The sequence below is a fragment of the Borrelia sp. MN22-0132 genome, from assembly GCF_049201035.1.
In the GTDB taxonomy this organism is placed as follows: domain Bacteria; phylum Spirochaetota; class Spirochaetia; order Borreliales; family Borreliaceae; genus Borrelia; species Borrelia puertoricensis.
Map to the genome: position 1 here is coordinate 538,224 of NZ_CP138334.1, position 16,345 is coordinate 554,568.

Genomic DNA, 16,345 nt, shown 5'->3' on the forward strand with positions numbered 1-16,345 from the left:
TATTTTTAATAAAATTAAAGGTGAGATTAAAACAGAATTAAATTGGAGACAATTTTGAGTGGTTGTATTTTTTGTAAGATAGTAAACAATGAAACGTCCTGTTATAAGGTCTATGAGGATGAGTTAGTGCTTGCTTTTCTCGATGTTAATCCTTTAAATGTTGGACATACTCTTGTTATTCCAAAACAGCATAGTAATGATGCTTTGGGTATGAGCGACGAACTTAATGGACAAATATTGAAGGTTTGTAAGAAAGTAGCTCTCTCTTTGAAAAAGTTAGGTTCAAATATTTGTAATGGAATTAATATTTATAATGCAATTGGCTCTGATGCGGGACAAGTTATTTTACATACTCATTTTCATGTGGTCCCAAGATTTAAGGGCGATAATTTTGGTTTTGCAAGAGGCAGTAATATTAAATTTTCAGGAGATGAGTTTTTAGACTTATCTAAACACATAAGCCAGAATATTTGAGATTTTTTCTTAAAATGAATTTTCTAAAAATTTGCTATATAATCTAATTATTATGTATTTTAAATTTTATGACATGTTGTAGAGTATCTTACTTAAGTTTTTCAAAGATATAATATTTTTGAATTTTAAATAAATTTTTACTTTAAGGATATGTTAAGTTTTTTTCTTTTATGTTAGCTAGTATTTCTAAATATCGATTAGACTCATATTTTGCCATGTTTAGATTATGATCTTGGTAATTTCCACATTCCTTTTCAGTTGCGCCTATAATATTTCCTTGAAAATTTGCAATTTTATGAAAAAGCCAAGATATTAAATCAATTAGATTCTTGCTCTCATAATTACCCAAAAGGATTAGATAAAATCCAGTCCTGCAACCCATTGGTCCAAAGTATAACACTTTATCGCCCCAGACTTTATTGTTTCTAAGCAATGTTGCTCCTATGTGTTCGATTGTATGCATTTCTGCATTGTTAATTACAGGTTCTCTATTAGGAGCTTTCATCCTAATATCTACAGTAGTGAATGTTAAATTATCAAATATATCTTTTCTTGAAACATATATTCCAGGTTTTAGTTTTGTGTGATCAATTGTAAAGCTTGGTATTTTATTCATATTTTGAACTCCTTTTTTATTGTGTCTACGAAATCTAATTTTTCCCATTCTAGTTCATTTTTTCCAAAATGTCCGTATGTGCATGTTTTAGAGTAAATGGGCTCTCTTAATTTTAATTTTTTAATTATGCCGTTGGGAGTTAAGTCAAAGTTATTGATGATGAAATTTAATATTTTTTTTTCATATTTGTTATCATTGATACCTGTAGTTATTTTAATGGATATTGGATTGGAAATTCCAATAGCATAAGCAAGTTGCATTTCAAATTCTTTAGAAATTCCTGCTGCCACCATATTCTTAGCAATGTATCTTGCCATATAAGCTGCTGATCTGTCAACTTTAGTAGCATCTTTGCCGCTATAAGCACCACCACCATGTCTTGCAAATCCACCATAACTGTCAGCGATAATCTTTCTTCCTGTAAGTCCCGTATCTCCAGTAGGACCACCGATGACGAAGTTGCCTGATGGGTTAATATAATATTTGATGTTTTCATCAAGCATTGATTTACTCTGAAGGATAGGTTTGATAATTTTTTCAATGATTGTTTGTCTTAGGAAATCTTGGGGAATACCGGGATCATGTTGATGAGATACAACAATGTTATTGACTCTGATAGGATTTTTATTAGAATCATATTCAATGGTAACTTGGGATTTTGCATCGGGGCGTAGCCATTTAATTTGACCTGATTTTCTAAATTCGCTAGCTTTTTGCAGGATTAAGTTGGATAATTCGTATGCTATGGGCAAAAAATTTTCAGTTTCATTGCATGCATAACCAAAGATTATTCCTTGATCACCTGCTCCTATATCGTTTGTATCTTTTTTCTCAACCGCATTTGTAATATCAATTGACTGAGAGCCAATGGCATCAATTATTGTAGCAGATTTGTAGTCAAGTCCATATTCTATATTTGTGTATCCAATATTTTTTATTGTTTGTTTTGCAATTTCTTTTATATTTATTTCTTTTTTTGCTTTGCTGCTTATCTCTCCTGCTATGATTATTAAATTTTGTGAAACTAAGGTTTCGCATGCGACTTTCGCCATTTTATCTCTTTTGAGGATTTCATCAAGTATGGCGTCAGAAATTTGATCCGCAATTTTATCGGGATGTCCTTCAGATACGGCTTCAGATGTTGATGTTAAATTATTATTGAGCATATTGTCACCTTATTTAAGTTATAAGAGTTTAATTAATTCCTTTACTATCTTAGCTGAATTCATTGATGCATCTTGTAGGAACTTATTGAAGTCTATGTGATTATCTTTGATGTTTGGTAAATCAGATACAGAGCGAATAATAATAAAAGGTATTTTGAATGTGTGTGCTACTTGGGCAATTGCAGCGCTTTCCATTTCTACAGCTAAAGCATCTGCAAAGTTATTTTTAATTTCTTTTAATTGTTTTTTATCTCCAATAAATTGATCACCTGTAAGTATTAGACCAATATGAACACTAATATTTTTAAGTTTGTTTTCAATAATATTAACAAATTTGTTTAATAAATTTTCATCTGCTTTAAATTTTTGTGGAAGGCCTGGTACTTGTCCTATTTTATGTCCAAATTTAGTTAAATTAAAGTCATGAAATGCAGTCTCTGATGATACTATGATGTCTGTTATTTTAAGATCTGCAGATTCTTTAAGCCCACCAGCAGTTCCTGAGTTGATTATGCGAGTGATTTTATATTTTGATATGATGTAGCTATTCCACATTGCGGCATTTACTTTTCCAATGCCAGTAGTTAAAGAGATTACCTTGTGACCCGCAATTTCTCCCTTATAAATTTTCTTCTCACCTGAATAATCGTCTAATATAATTTCTTCTTTGTTCTCGATAATTTTATTTATTTCTAATGATTCTTCATCCATTGCAGATGTTATTAAAATCATACTTTACTCCTTTTATATTTCCTTTAATCCATATTTTTTTGAAATAAATTCTATTTCATCTTGTCTTAGTATTTTTTTTATTCCGGTTTCTGTTTTGGGTATGGACTTGACATAATTTTTATTTTCACTAGGAGGTACGATTTTGTCATCTCTTATTATGTATTTTATATATGGGACATTAATATTATCTTCGTTAATTTTTGTTATTTTGGCAATTGAGTTGTCATTGAGTTCAACAATAAAACCCAGAGGACATTGAGAGAGAACCTTAATTATTAGTTTTAAAACTCTTTTATCAAATTTCTTATCAGCATCTTGTATTAGTTCAATAAGAGATGCACCAGAGTTTGAAGCCCCTTTATATGTTCTATCTAGAAGGATTGCGCTGTATGCGCTAGCAGCACCTATTATATTAGACTCGATATTTATATTTTCACTTTTAAGTTTATTAGGATAGCCTGAACCATCTAAGTTTTCTTTATGATTTAATATTGCTGAGCAGATGGATTGTGAAAAATTAGTGGTTGAGAGTATTTTATAACCAAGTACGGGATATTTTTTTATTACTTCAAATTCTTCATTACTTAATTTTTCTTTTTTTTCACTTATTTGCAAGGGGATAAATAGGAAACCTATTTTGTGCAGAATAGCTATTGTGCAGAGTTCAACCATTTTGTGATTATTTAGATTCATCTCATTTCCAAGGGCTACGGTTAGTATTGCGGTATTTATTGAGTGAACAATATGATAATCGGATAGGAGTTTAGGTACTTTCATATATTTGATGAATGTTTGTTGATTCCTTTTATAAAATTCCATTACCTTTTTGACGGCTGGAAGGACGTCTTGATAGTAAATTTTTTTATTTTTCTTGCAATTTTCATATATTTCTTCTAAATTGCTTATTAGTATGTGATAGTTGGCAATCGATTTTTCATCATATTCTACATTAATAAGCTTTTTTGTTTCTCGTATTAATGTCTCATTAAAGAACATCCTTTGTATTTTGAGTTCACCCTTTAAGTTCCATTTTTCAATAAGTTCAGTATTTATAGGTTGTAAGAGCGAGTTTTGAGGCCATACTAGGAAATTTTTGTCTATTATGTACGAAAAATCTTTTATATCTTTTGCTAGGTTATCAAAATTTTGCATTTTTCCCCTCAAGCTGCAAACTTAATAATAGGCATTTATCGCATATTATTTATTAATTGTCTATCTATTTAGTATAATACTACATGTATACATTAATTTTAACATTGAACTTTATTATAAGAGATCTTTAATGGTTGACAGAATACTTTTTGTTTTTGATATCATATTTTTTATTGCTTTTTTGTATTTTGTTTATTTATTAGAAATTTTCAAATTTTCAAATTTTTTAGACTTTATTTTCTTACATTGTTTTTTTATTTTAACTTTTATTGTATTTATATTTATTTTTAATATTGTTTATTCTAAATTTTTATATTCAAGATTATATTTTATGTTGAATGGCATAGAGCATACTTATACTTTTTTAAAGCTTAAGATACTTCGAAAAACACTTAAGAGTGTATTTGATATTTCTCTTCTTTTAAAAATAATTTTAATTAAACAAGATAAAAATAGTCTTGACGAGATTTATTTTTATTTAAAAGATACTAAAATGAGTAATAAGACAATCATGGAACTTTATTCTATATGTATTAGTTTTAGGGAGGAAGAGAAAGCTTCTGGTTTAATTGCTAATCATGCATATAGTAAAAATAAATGGTTAAGGTATTGTGTGGCACTTAATGCTATTGCCGATGAAGATTATGAAAAGTTGAGTAGTGAAATAAACTTTTTAAAAAGGTATTTTTTAAGAGGAGAGCCTATTTTTACAGTTTATTTTTATTATGTCTTAAAGAGATCAAATTTAGAGTACCAATTGGTTGAAAAAAATAGACTTGAGATTCGAGATAAATATTTTAAATATAAAGATCAACTGAATGTTAGAAATACAAGATTGCTTAATTCAAATTTATTTTTTGTAGTGTTTTACTACATTTATGATATTTCAAAAAAGGATATCTTTTACTAAAAGAGGTTATGTTGTGAATATAAGAGTTAGATATGCACCTTCTCCAACTGGTTTGCAGCACATTGGGGGCATTAGAACAGTTTTATTCAATTATTTTTTTGCTAAATCTTGTGGAGGGAAATTTTTGCTTAGAATAGAGGATACGGATCAAACTAGGTATTGTAAAGAAGCGGAAGAGGATCTGTATCAAAGTTTAGAGTGGCTTGGCATTGATTTTGATGAGGGTCCTACTTGTGGTGGTCCTTATGCACCTTATGTTCAGTCAAAGAGAATAGAAATATATCAAAAATATGCTAAACAATTGGTTGAATTGGGAAATGCTTATTATTGTTATTGCACGCCTGAGAGACTGGAGAGAATCAGAAAAATTCAAACTGTTAACAGGATGGCACCAGGTTATGATAGACATTGTAGGAATTTAAGTGAGAATGAGATGAGAAATGCTTTGAGTTTAGGAATCACTCCTGTTATTAGATTTAAGATTCCTCTTGATGGTGAGACTTGTTTTAATGATATTTTACTTGACAAAATTACGTGGGCAAATAAGGATATTAGTCCTGATCCTGTTCTTCTTAAATCTGATGGGCTTCCAACTTATCATCTTGCAAATGTTGTTGATGATCACTTGATGGAAGTTTCTCATGTATTAAGAGCTCAGGAATGGATTTCCTCAGGTCCTTTACATGTACTTCTTTATAGTTCTTTTGGATGGAATCCCCCAATTTATTGTCATCTACCAATGGTTATGGGAAGTGATGGGCAGAAATTAAGTAAGAGACATGGTTCTACAGCTTTAAAACAATTTATTGATGATGGGTATCTTCCTGAAGCCATTATTAATTACATTACTTTGCTTGGTTGGTCTTATGATGATAAGAGTGAATTTTTTACAAAAGATGAACTTCGAAGATTATTTTCTATTGAGAGAGTCAATAAATCTCCTGCTGTTTTTGACTATAATAAATTAGATTTTTTTAATAGCCATTATATTAGGGAGAAAGGAAATAATGAGTTAGCCAAGCTTATAATTCCATTCTTGCAAAAAGCAGGTTACATTAAAAAAGAGATTAATTCTTTTGATGAGCAAAAATTAATTCTTTTAGTTTCTCTAATAAAGCCAAGAATTAGGAAACTTAGTGATTCTGTTACGATGCTTAAGTTTTTTTATGAAGATATTGAAACGTGGAATTTAGATGAGTTTTTAGGTAAGAAAAAGACAGCGGGTGATATTTGTTTATTCTTAGAAAAGGTTAAGCCATTATTAGAAGGATTTGAGACAAGAATATTGTCTGAAAACGAAAAAATTTTTTATGATTTTGCTAAGGAAAATAATCTAAAAATAGGAGAAGTGCTTCTTCCAATTAGAATAGCGGTTCTTGGCAGTAAAGTATCACCGCCTCTTTTTGATTCTTTGCAATTACTTGGTAAAACCAAAGTTTTTAATAGAATAAATCAAGCACAGCAATTTTTGAGAAAACATGAATGTAAGTAAGTGTTTGGAATAAATTTTTAGGATGTTTAATATGATTAAAATAGAAGATATTATTTCGCTTGCTAAAAGAAAAGGGTTTGTATTTCAATCCTCAGAAATTTATGGGGGACTCTCAGGTGTATGGGATTATGGACCTTTGGGTATTGAGCTTAAGAAAAACATACAAAAAGAATGGTGGAATACCATGGTTTACCTACATGAAAATGTGGTAGGATTGGATAGTTCAATTTTAATGAGACCTGAGGTTTGGGAAGCGTCAGGACATGTTGATAGTTTTTTAGATTTATTAGTGGATTGTAAAAATTGTAAGAATAGATTTAGAATAAATTCTATTGATTTGTCTAATGGTTGTTCTAGTTGTAATTCTATGGGTATGTTTACAACTCCACGAAGTTTTAATTTAATGTTTAAGACTAATATTGGAGCTGTTGAGGATAGTTCTAATGAAATTTATTTAAGGCCAGAGACTGCTCAGGGTATTTTTGTTAACTTTCGCAATGTGTTAGATTCTACAAGACTTAAAGTTCCTTTTGGTATAGCTCAGGTTGGTAAGGCTTTTAGAAATGAGATAGTAGCTAAGAATTTTATATTTAGGACTTGTGAATTTGAACAGATGGAAATGCAATTTTTTGTACATCCTAATCAGATGGATGATTGGTATTATTATTGGCAGCAAAAGAGAATGAATTTTTTTATTGAAACTCTTGGAATAAAATCTGATAATCTTAGGTTTAAAGAACATAAAGGGGATGAACTTGCTCATTATGCTAAAGCTGCAGTTGATATTGAGTATAAATTTCCATTTGGTTTTCAAGAAATTGAAGGAATTCATAATAGAGGTAATTACGATTTGTCTCAGCATGCAAAGTTTTGTGGTAAGCCTAAAATGTTTGAATATCATGATTTAACAAGCGGTGATAAATATATTCCTTATGTTATTGAGACGTCTCTTGGACTTACAAGGAGTGTTTTAATGACTCTTTGTGATGCTTATGCTCATGAGGAGCTTGAGGGAGAAGGTAAACGAATAGTTCTGCGTTTGCATCCTAAACTTGCTCCTTATAAGGTAGCAATACTTCCTCTTGTGAAAAAAGATGGACTTCCTGAACTTGCCAGAAAAGTATTTATGCAGTTTAGTGATGATTTTTACATGTTTTATGATGACAATGGTACAATAGGCAAACGTTACAGGCGTCAAGATGAGATTGGTACGCCTTATTGTGTAACAGTAGATTATGATACTATTGAAAATAGAACCGTTACTTTGAGGGATAGAGATAGTATGGCTCAAGTAAGGATTCCTATTGATGATTTATATTCATATATTAGAACTGAAATTCTAAATTATAAGGGAGTTGCAAATAGATGAATCTTGCCTTAGGGATTTTGGAAAAAAGAGGATTTTTGAAACAGTGTACGAATTTGGAAGCCTTAAGCACATTAATGGATGAGGAGAGAGTAGTTTTTTATGTTGGTGTTGATGCTGCTTTTAATTCTTTGCATATTGGACATTTGATTCCTTTTATGGCAATGGCACATCTTCAAAGGCAAGGTCATATTCCAATTGCTTTGGTTGGTGGTGGAACTACAAAAATAGGAGATCCTTCAGGTAAGGATTCAATGAGAAAAATTTTATCAAAAGAGGATATAGAAAAAAATGTTAAGGCAATAAGAGCACAATTGCTTAAAATAATAGATTTCAGTAGCGGATGTATCCTAGATAATTCAGAATGGCTTGATAATATTAATTATATTGAGTTTTTAAGAGATATTGGGGTTTGCTTTTCTGTTAATCGTATGTTGGGTTTTGAAACTTATAAGAGAAGAATTAAGGATGGTCTTTCATTTATTGAATTTAATTATCAACTTTTGCAATCATATGATTTTTATATGTTAAATAAAAATAAGAACTGTAAACTTCAAATTGGGGGTGATGATCAATGGGGAAATATTGTCTCAGGTGTTGATTTGGTTAAGAAAAAGTTGGGAACAGAAGTTTTTGGACTTACATTGCCGCTTATTACAAGAAGTGATGGTAAAAAGATGGGCAAATCAGAAAAGGGAGCAGTCTATCTCGATGCAGAGTTTTACAGTGTTTATGATTTTTATCAATATTTTAGGAATGTTCCAGACTTGGATGTTAAGAATTTTTTGTATTTATTTACTTTTTTGGGGGATGATGAAATCGAGCATATGTCAAGTGTTAAAGGGCATTTGTTAAATAAGGCAAAAGAAACCTTGGCGTTTGAAATAACAAAAATTGTTCATGGAGAAGATGCAGCTTTAAAGGCATCCTCAGCAGCTCAAGCAGCATTTAAAGGAGGTGAAGGGAATAGAGCGGATATTCCTTTCTTTAAATTGGCATTAGATAGTTTAGAAGGGCGCATTTTATTAATTGACCTAATGGTTCTAGCTAAAGTTGTATCTAGTAAGTCAGAGGCTAGGCGGCTTATTAATTCTGGTGGAGTTTATATAGATAAAGTAAGAATAGGGGAGCAAGATTATTGTCTTAGTAAGTATAATTTTACCAATGGTGAAATTGAACTTAAAATTGGCAAAAAAAGGATTTTAAGGGTTATTTTGTAGTTGGTGTTTCATGTATAACAGAAGAACTTTAAATAATTTGTTTTTTAAATCATTTCTGTTTTTTATGAAACGTAAGCATCTTGTTTTTACTGAAGAGCATATTTTTTACAGTTTAATTAGCGATGAAAAGATTAAAGAGTTGCTTAGTTTATGTACACTTGATTTTTATAGTTTTAATAAAATTTTGGAAAAATTCTTTGAACAGCTTCCTTTAAGAGATTCTGATATTTCAGATTATCTTTTTAAGATGAATGATTTATATCAAGAAATAGTCAATACAATTTTTTATTATAAGAAACCTTATAAGTTGCAAGAGAAAGATTTGTTATGGGTATTAATTAGTAAAAGAAAAAATATAATTTTAGATGCTTTATTAAAATCAGGTTTTAGTTTGACTATCTTTGACAAGATAATTGAAGTTTATGATTACTTAGGTTCAGATTTAGATTTAAACTCTAGTGAAAATGAAAAATTTATTGCAAATGATCTTTTTGGTAAAGAGATGGATAAGGATGGGGTTTTGAGTATTTTTGAAGAAGATTATTTAAAGTTAGAGCAAAGTGATGATTTATCTGATAATGACAATTTAGTTGAAGATTTTTTAGTTAATGTTATTGATAGTTTAGAGCCAAGCTTAGATAAAAACCCTTTGGTTGGTCGAGAAGAAGAGTTATGCGAATTGATTCAAATAATGCTTCGTAAATATAAGAGTAATCCAATTGTATTTGGAGATCCTGGAGTTGGGAAGACAATATTATTGCAAGGACTTGCTTATATGATAAAAGTGGACCAAGTACCTCAGGAATTGGTAGGTTATGAGGTTTATTCTCTTGATATTGGGAGACTTATATCTGGAACGCGGTATAGAGGAGATCTTGAAGATAGAGTAAATAAACTCTTAGATTTCTTATATTTAAAAAAAAAAGTAATTCTTTTTATCGACGAAATTCATATGATAGTTGGAGCTGGGGCTACGTCTTTTAGTAACATAGATGTTTCAAATTTGTTAAAGCCTATATTAACTTTAGGTAAAGTAAAATTAATTGGTGCTACTACCAAATATGAATACCAAAAATTCTTTTTGAAAGATAAAGCTTTAATGAGAAGATTTCATAGCATAGAACTTAAAGAACCAAGTTTTGAGGATACTTATCTTATTTTAAAAGGGGCTAAGGAACAATATGAAAAACATCATAATGTGGAGTACACAGATGAGGCCATATGGGCTTCAATTAATATGTCTAAGTATATTAAAGACAGATTCCTTCCCGATAAAGCTTTTGACCTATTAGATGGTCTTGGAGCTAAATTTAAACTTGAGGGTAATAAGAAAGTCATAACGGGCGATGATGTAAAAATTTTTGTTAAATCCATTATTGGAACTAATGTTTTTAATTTTGATGATTATGATCAAAATTTGCTCGTTAATCTGGAACGTAAAATAAGAGAGAGCATAATAATTGATGAGAATATTTTATCTGATTTGATATTAAACATTAAACTTTTAAGGATTAAATTTTTCTTAAAAAATAATACTCTTGGTATCTTCATTTTTATGGGTTCTTCTGATGTAGATAAGAATAGGCTTGCATGTATTTTGTCAGAAGAACTTAAGATACCTAAATTGACTTTGGGAATGAGTGAATACGGTGATTTTGATGGCATTAATAGATTAATAGGACCTATATATGGATCTGAATCTTATGATGAACCTACTAAGTTTTTTAAATTTTTAAGTGAATCTTCAAGTTCAATTATTGTCCTGTCCAATTTTGATAAATCTTCCAAGAGGGTTACAGATTTTTTTTTTGAAGGATTTAATACAGGTAGGCTTTTTGATAGTCTTGGTAGAAGTGTAAGCTTATCAGATAGTCTAATAATACTAGATATTGAGATAAAACATAGGGAATTTGATGGTATTGGATTTAAAACCGAAACAATCGATGGTAGAAGTTTGCTAGAGAAACGTTTTTCTACTCAATTTTTGGACCTTGTGGATCATATTTTTTTCTTTAAGCCTGTGGGTGAGGACGATTTTGAAAAAATTATTATTGAAGAGATGAATAATTTTGTTAAGATACTAAAGAATGAAAAAGTCGATGTTTTCTTTGAAGAAAATATTGTCAATTATTTTCAAAATAAGACTTATAGAAGTGGACTTGGCATTAAGAGTGTGCGTAAAATTGTGCTCAAGGAGATTGGGGGTTTATTAGTCAATGACATGATTTCAAAAAAATTCAAAGAGAATGATAAGATTAGAGTTTACCTGGACGAGACAATAAAATATGAGTTGTTGTAAACTCATGATTATAAGGAGGTATATATGAAAATATCTATAGTGGGAGCAGGGGCTTGGGGAACTGCTATTGCTAAGGTTTTGGCAGATAAGTTTAAAGATAATGTTTTTATATGGTCTTTTGAAGAAGATGTTAGAGATGGCATTAATAATGATTATGAAAATGTCAAGTATTTAAAGGATATTAAATTACCAAATAATTTGATTGCAAGTTCTGATTTGCAAGATGTTGTAGATCAAGCCGATTATGTTTTTGTTGTGACACCTTCTCTTTATACTTTAAATGTTTTGCATAAATTGAAAAGTATGTGCACTACTAAAAAGTTTAAGTTGGCAATCCTTACAAAAGGTTTTATAACAATTGATGGGAGGCCTTGTACGATTGTAGATGTTGCAGAGAGTGTTTTAAGTGACTATAAAGATGAAATTACCTATATTGCAGGGCCAAGTCATGCTGAAGAAGTTGGACTTGGAATTATTACAGGACTTGTTGCTGCCAGTAAGAATAGAGTCAATGCTTTTGAATTTATTAATTTATTTAGTAATACTTCTATTTCTATGTTTTATAGTGATGATATTCTTGGGGTTCAAATAGCATCGGCTTTGAAAAATATATTTGCAATTGCATTTGGAATTTTGGATGAGTATAAAATTGAAAATCCAAATTTGATAGGCAATAATACGGAGTCTTTTTTATTCTCAGTTTCTTTAAATGACATGAAAGATATTGCGTTTAAGCTTGGTTCTTGCGATGCGGAAACATTTTTATTTTTAGCTGGTTCTGGGGATTTAGATGTTACTTGTAGAAGTATTTTTGGAAGGAATAGACGATTTGGTCGTGAAATTGTTAGTAAAAATATCTTAGAAGGTTTGGCTGGTATAGATGATTTGATAAATAATATTCATAAAATTGGTTATTTGCCAGAGGGAGTAATTGCTGCTAATGAAGTTGCTTTGCTTTTTAAATTTTTAGGTAGTGATTCAAATTGTCATAATTTAGCGAGCATAGTGTATAAAATTTTAAATAAAGAATTAAGACCTGAAGCTGTCATTGATTATATAAGAAATTTTGAAGTTTAGGACCCAAACGGGTCCTATTGTGTTTTTTTGTTCATCATATACAAGATATTGCTATAAACGTCATCAATTATTTCAAAGTTCATTACAATTTCTGTGAATTCATTTGACTTAATTGCTCCTATAATATTTTGATCTTCTGTTAAGTTTTCTCTCTTAACTAGAGAATTGCTGTCAACTAATATTTTTATTCTAGTTAGATCTTTGTCTACTTGTTTGATATTTGAAATGCCCCCAAAACATTCTAAAATATGTTCTGATGTTTTTATTGTTTCTTTATTCATTTTTGTCATCCCTTAAAGAATGCTTTATAAGCCGTGTAAGAAGTATATACGTCAAATTTCGAGGTTATTTCAAACGGTGAGTGCATACTAATGACACCAGGTCCTATGTCTATTGTTCTTATGCCATAATGTGCTAAGAATTTTGCAACAGTTCCTCCACCACCTTCGTCTACTTTTCCAAGTGTGGCTACTTGCCAAGCTATTTTATTTTTATTTAGCAAATTCCTAACATAAGAGATAAGTTCAGCATCAGCATCACTAGCCATGATTTTACCCCCGTGACCTGTATATTTCATGATAGATATTCCATATCCCAATTTGGGTGCGTTTTGTTCATCATGCACCGATTTGAATAAGGGATTTATTGCACTGCAAACATCAGCAGATATACTTTTTGAGTTCCATAATACTTTTTGAACAAGGAGGTTATTATATTTGTTCTGTTCAAGTTTGAATATTATGTCTGATACAAAGTATTCAAGATATCTTGAGTTTAGCCCGGTTGATCCAGTAGATCCAATCTCTTCCTTGTCAACTAGAAAACATACAGCGGTTTTGCTTGGTATTTCTTCTAAATTTAGGATAGCTTCTAGTGAAGTATAAACACACACCCTGTCATCTTGACCATAAGCACCAATTAGTGCTCTATCAAATCCTATGTCTTTTGCTTCTCCTGCTGGTACTATTTCTATTTCTGCTGACGCGAAATCATCTTCTTCTATTTTGTATTTTTCTTTTATTAACTTTAGAGTGGCATATTTTACTTTTTCTTTTTCTTTAGTCTCAATAGGTAGACTTCCAATTATGATTTTTAAATTTTCACCTTCAATAATGTCATCAGCTTTTTTGTCTCTTTGTACTTTTCTGTCAAGATGTGGCAGGATGTCGGGAATTACAAATACGGGATCATTCTTATCATCACCGATGTTAATTTCTATTTTTTCTCCGTTTTGCAAAAATATTATGCCTCGTATTGATAGAGGAATGGATAACCATTGATATTTTTTGATACCACCATAATAATTTGTTTTCATCATTGTTAATTCGTTCTCTTCAGTAATTGGTGATGGTTTGGCATCAAGTCTTGGTGAATCTGTGTGTGATACAATGAAATTCATTCCATTTTCAATAGGTTCTTTTCCGATAAATACAAGAGCAATGTTTTTATTGCGACATGTGTAAAAGATTTTATCCCCAGCTTTGAGTTCTTGTTTTTCACAGGCATTAATAAAACCTTTTTCCTTTGCTCTTTGTATAGTATAGTTGGTGGCTTCTCTTTCAGTTTTAACTGTGCTTAAAAATTTTTTGTATTTTTGAGTAAATTCTAAAATGTTATTTCTATCTTCTTCGTTTAAAGAAGTCCAAGGATTTTGTTTTGTCATTGAAATTTTCTCCTCCTGATTACTTATTATAACATTCTATTCTTTTTTTAATGCAGTTTAATAATATATAGAAAATAGGGTTCAGTTGCTTTTTGAATTTGGGCTTTCTAATTGTCTTTAAGATTAAATGAATTTAAGTGTTGTTATATATAGTATTAAGAAAATATTTTGTATATTTTTAAATTGGCTCTGGTTTATGCCACAGAAATCCTTGTCCATAATCTATTCCTATTTCGTTTATCTTTTTAAGTATTTCTTCATTAGATACAAATTCAGCTATAATTTTTATTTTTTTTGTGTCAGCAATGTCTTTTATTGATTTTATTATTACGAGATCTGTTTGACTAGAATTTATTACTTGAATGAAAGAACCATCTATTTTGATGATATCTATTGGCAAGATTTTAATGTATGAAAGTGACGTATATCCGCTGCCAAAATCGTCAAGTGCAAGTTTAATTCCAAAGGTTTTAAGTTCGTTGAAGTATGTGTTGATTAATTCAAAATTTTCTAAAATTCCAGTTTCTGTTATTTCTAAGCATACGTTTTGAAGTGGAACATGGCTTTTAAGAAGTGTTTCTTTGAGGAATATTCTGAAATTTTTGGACTTGAGTGAGTATGGTGAAATATTTATTGAAAAGATATGAATACCATTTTTTGCTACAAAATTTGTATATTCTCTTAATGCTTTAGTAACTACCAGTTTATCCACTTCAACAGTTAAATTATACTTATCTATTAAGCTAAATACATTGCTATTTGGGATAGGAGTTCCTGTATAGTCAAAAAGTCTTGTTAATATTTCAATTTTGGGTTTTAGATCTTTTTTAAGAGGAGTAATTTTTTGATAATAGAGACTAAAAAAGTCATTCTTTATTGCTTTTACTATATATTCAAATATTTTATTTTGTTTTTTGATAAGTATTGTTTCTGGTAATTCATCTTTGTATAAAATAGGCGTGGAATCTTTATATTCATCGGATATTTTTGTTGCTATTTTTAATTTTGAAATCTTTGTCTCTATATCTTCTTTTAGGTTTACTTCTATTATTCCTATGTTGAATTTAAATATTATGAGGCCTTCTTTTTTAAGTTCTCTTGAAATGGTTTTTTTGATTTCTTCTGCAATTGAAATTAGTCTTTGTTCTCCTCCGCTTGTAGATATAATGACTATTAAATTATTGTCTTTTAATCTAAATATGTATTCTGAATAAAATGACATTATTCTCGAAGTAATTTTCTTAAGTATCTTTAAGTCGGAGTTATCTCTCTTGTCTTTATATTCACATTCTGTATTTATGTGTAAATCCAGATCAAATAAATATATTTTTTTATAAGAAGATTCAATTTGATTTATCAATAGCTTTTCAAGTTCTTTAATGTTATACAGATCTGTTTGTTGATCAATGATTGTGAGATCTTGAATACTGTGTTTAGATTTTAACTCTGATATGTCTTTGATTGTAATTAATTTATCAATATTGTTTTGAGCAATTGTACTGATAAATAAGTCTACTATTAATTTTTTGTTATTCTTAATCTTTAAAAGGCAGTTGGTTATTAGTATGTTTTTGAATTCGGGAATATCATTTATATTGTAACTTAAATCTATTTTTGTATCTTTTTCTAAATCTATGATATTGATGTCACTTATTTTATTTGTTTTGCCCCCAATCTTTATTGGGAGTTCAAGTTCTTTGCTTCCTTTTTCGTTAATGTAAATGATGTCATTGTCAGTATTTGTAATGATCACTATTTCTTGAATAAGTTCAGATAGATTTAAGAAAAAATTAAGATTAGCATTATTATTGTCATAATAAAGTTTTTTTTGTTGTATGAGTTTGTGTTTGTCGTTTAATTCACTGATGTTTTTTAATATTTCTATATAATTTGGCCTATATATTGCTTCGTCTATAGATTTGTTATCTATGATAATAGAATGAATGTTATTAATACTTTTTAAGTCATTTGCCATATTGATTGAAAAATCTATTGGTCTTTTGTGGTTATAAATAATAGCAAATTTAATATTACTTTGTTTGATATATTCGCTAGAGATATTTTTTCTAGATTTTACTATTTGTGATATTTTAAAAATAGATTTGATCTTTGTAATATCATTATCATTAATTGTTTCTTCAGATATTACAATTGAATTTGGATTTTTCATCTTATTTA

Annotated in this window: 14 protein-coding genes; 7 read left to right on the plus strand and 7 right to left on the minus strand. The window is 29.5% G+C overall.

Annotated elements, in window-relative coordinates; genetic code table 11:
* Nucleotides 1–54: 54 nt before the first annotated feature.
* Complete coding sequence (locus R5397_RS02545; RefSeq protein ID WP_421622780.1) at nucleotides 55–474, plus strand: HIT family protein; 420 nt, start codon at nucleotides 55–57, stop codon at nucleotides 472–474.
* Between the two features lie 142 nt (nucleotides 475–616).
* Here R5397_RS02545 and R5397_RS02550 read toward each other — a convergent pair whose 3' ends face one another.
* Genes R5397_RS02550 through R5397_RS02565 form a run of 4 tightly spaced genes read right to left on the minus strand, consistent with a single transcriptional unit; the run spans nucleotide 617 to nucleotide 4,140 of the window.
* Entirely contained in the window at nucleotides 617–1,090 is a 474-nt protein-coding gene (locus R5397_RS02550; protein ID WP_421622781.1) for an S-ribosylhomocysteine lyase, read from the minus strand.
* A complete protein-coding gene (gene metK / locus R5397_RS02555) occupies nucleotides 1,087–2,256 on the minus strand; it encodes a methionine adenosyltransferase (protein WP_421622782.1) in 1,170 nt (389 codons plus the stop codon). The genes R5397_RS02550 and metK overlap by 4 nt, the downstream gene beginning before the upstream one ends.
* Nucleotides 2,257–2,274: 18 nt before the next feature.
* A complete protein-coding gene (locus R5397_RS02560) occupies nucleotides 2,275–2,988 on the minus strand; it encodes a 5'-methylthioadenosine/adenosylhomocysteine nucleosidase (protein ID WP_421622783.1) in 714 nt (237 codons plus the stop codon).
* A gap of 12 nt (nucleotides 2,989–3,000) precedes the next feature.
* Nucleotides 3,001–4,140, minus strand: a complete 1,140-nt coding sequence (locus tag R5397_RS02565) for an HD-GYP domain-containing protein (RefSeq protein WP_421622784.1) — start codon at nucleotides 4,138–4,140, stop codon at nucleotides 3,001–3,003.
* 130 nt (nucleotides 4,141–4,270) lie between these two features.
* On the opposite strand from R5397_RS02565, the gene R5397_RS02570 reads away from it, so the two are divergent.
* From R5397_RS02570 to R5397_RS02595, 6 genes are read left to right on the plus strand one after another with little or no spacing between them, the layout of a single operon-like run.
* Nucleotides 4,271–5,050 carry a hypothetical protein gene (locus R5397_RS02570; protein ID WP_421622785.1) on the plus strand — a complete coding sequence of 260 codons (780 nt, stop codon included), beginning with the start codon at nucleotides 4,271–4,273 and terminating at the stop codon, nucleotides 5,048–5,050.
* Complete coding sequence (gltX, locus tag R5397_RS02575; protein ID WP_421622786.1) at nucleotides 5,019–6,542, plus strand: glutamate--tRNA ligase; 1,524 nt, start codon at nucleotides 5,019–5,021, stop codon at nucleotides 6,540–6,542. Before R5397_RS02570 ends, gltX begins: the two co-directional genes overlap by 32 nt.
* Before the next feature lie 31 nt (nucleotides 6,543–6,573).
* Nucleotides 6,574–7,911 carry a glycine--tRNA ligase gene (locus R5397_RS02580; RefSeq protein ID WP_247065533.1) on the plus strand — a complete coding sequence of 446 codons (1,338 nt, stop codon included), beginning with the start codon at nucleotides 6,574–6,576 and terminating at the stop codon, nucleotides 7,909–7,911.
* Nucleotides 7,908–9,128, plus strand: a complete 1,221-nt coding sequence (gene tyrS / locus R5397_RS02585; RefSeq protein ID WP_421622787.1) for a tyrosine--tRNA ligase — start codon at nucleotides 7,908–7,910, stop codon at nucleotides 9,126–9,128. The genes R5397_RS02580 and tyrS overlap by 4 nt, the downstream gene beginning before the upstream one ends.
* Before the next feature lie 10 nt (nucleotides 9,129–9,138).
* Complete coding sequence (locus tag R5397_RS02590; RefSeq protein ID WP_421622788.1) at nucleotides 9,139–11,427, plus strand: AAA family ATPase; 2,289 nt, start codon at nucleotides 9,139–9,141, stop codon at nucleotides 11,425–11,427.
* Between the two features lie 24 nt (nucleotides 11,428–11,451).
* The gene (locus R5397_RS02595) at nucleotides 11,452–12,504 is read left to right on the plus strand and encodes an NAD(P)H-dependent glycerol-3-phosphate dehydrogenase (RefSeq protein ID WP_421622789.1); all 1,053 of its coding nucleotides are present in this window, start codon (nucleotides 11,452–11,454) and stop codon (nucleotides 12,502–12,504) included.
* 14 nt (nucleotides 12,505–12,518) lie between these two features.
* On the opposite strand, the gene R5397_RS02600 is transcribed toward R5397_RS02595, so the two are convergent.
* The 3 genes from R5397_RS02600 to R5397_RS02610 form a co-directional block, all read right to left on the minus strand.
* Nucleotides 12,519–12,794 carry a PTS sugar transporter subunit IIB gene (locus R5397_RS02600; RefSeq protein WP_421622790.1) on the minus strand — a complete coding sequence of 92 codons (276 nt, stop codon included), beginning with the start codon at nucleotides 12,792–12,794 and terminating at the stop codon, nucleotides 12,519–12,521.
* Entirely contained in the window at nucleotides 12,791–14,167 is a 1,377-nt protein-coding gene (locus R5397_RS02605; protein WP_421622791.1) for an aminopeptidase, read from the minus strand. Before R5397_RS02605 ends, R5397_RS02600 begins: the two co-directional genes overlap by 4 nt.
* Nucleotides 14,168–14,345: 178 nt before the next feature.
* The gene (locus R5397_RS02610) at nucleotides 14,346–16,337 is read right to left on the minus strand and encodes an EAL domain-containing protein (protein ID WP_421622792.1); all 1,992 of its coding nucleotides are present in this window, start codon (nucleotides 16,335–16,337) and stop codon (nucleotides 14,346–14,348) included.
* Nucleotides 16,338–16,345 lie beyond the last annotated feature (8 nt).

Bases quoted from the DNA above. Each gene is read 5' to 3' on its own strand.
- R5397_RS02550 (WP_421622781.1), bottom strand. From the start codon at position 1,090: ATGAATAAAATACCAAGCTTTACAATTGATCACACAAAACTAAAACCT.
- R5397_RS02580 (WP_247065533.1), top strand. From the start codon at position 6,574: ATGATTAAAATAGAAGATATTATTTCGCTTGCTAAAAGAAAAGGGTTT.
- metK (WP_421622782.1), bottom strand. From the start codon at position 2,256: ATGCTCAATAATAATTTAACATCAACATCTGAAGCCGTATCTGAAGGA.
- R5397_RS02600 (WP_421622790.1), bottom strand. From the start codon at position 12,794: ATGACAAAAATGAATAAAGAAACAATAAAAACATCAGAACATATTTTA.
- gltX (WP_421622786.1), top strand. From the start codon at position 5,019: ATGATATTTCAAAAAAGGATATCTTTTACTAAAAGAGGTTATGTTGTG.
- R5397_RS02595 (WP_421622789.1), top strand. From the start codon at position 11,452: ATGAAAATATCTATAGTGGGAGCAGGGGCTTGGGGAACTGCTATTGCT.
- R5397_RS02570 (WP_421622785.1), top strand. From the start codon at position 4,271: ATGGTTGACAGAATACTTTTTGTTTTTGATATCATATTTTTTATTGCT.
- R5397_RS02565 (WP_421622784.1), bottom strand. From the start codon at position 4,140: ATGCAAAATTTTGATAACCTAGCAAAAGATATAAAAGATTTTTCGTAC.
- R5397_RS02560 (WP_421622783.1), bottom strand. From the start codon at position 2,988: ATGATTTTAATAACATCTGCAATGGATGAAGAATCATTAGAAATAAAT.
- tyrS (WP_421622787.1), top strand. From the start codon at position 7,908: ATGAATCTTGCCTTAGGGATTTTGGAAAAAAGAGGATTTTTGAAACAG.
- R5397_RS02605 (WP_421622791.1), bottom strand. From the start codon at position 14,167: ATGACAAAACAAAATCCTTGGACTTCTTTAAACGAAGAAGATAGAAAT.
- R5397_RS02590 (WP_421622788.1), top strand. From the start codon at position 9,139: ATGTATAACAGAAGAACTTTAAATAATTTGTTTTTTAAATCATTTCTG.
- R5397_RS02610 (WP_421622792.1), bottom strand. From the start codon at position 16,337: ATGAAAAATCCAAATTCAATTGTAATATCTGAAGAAACAATTAATGAT.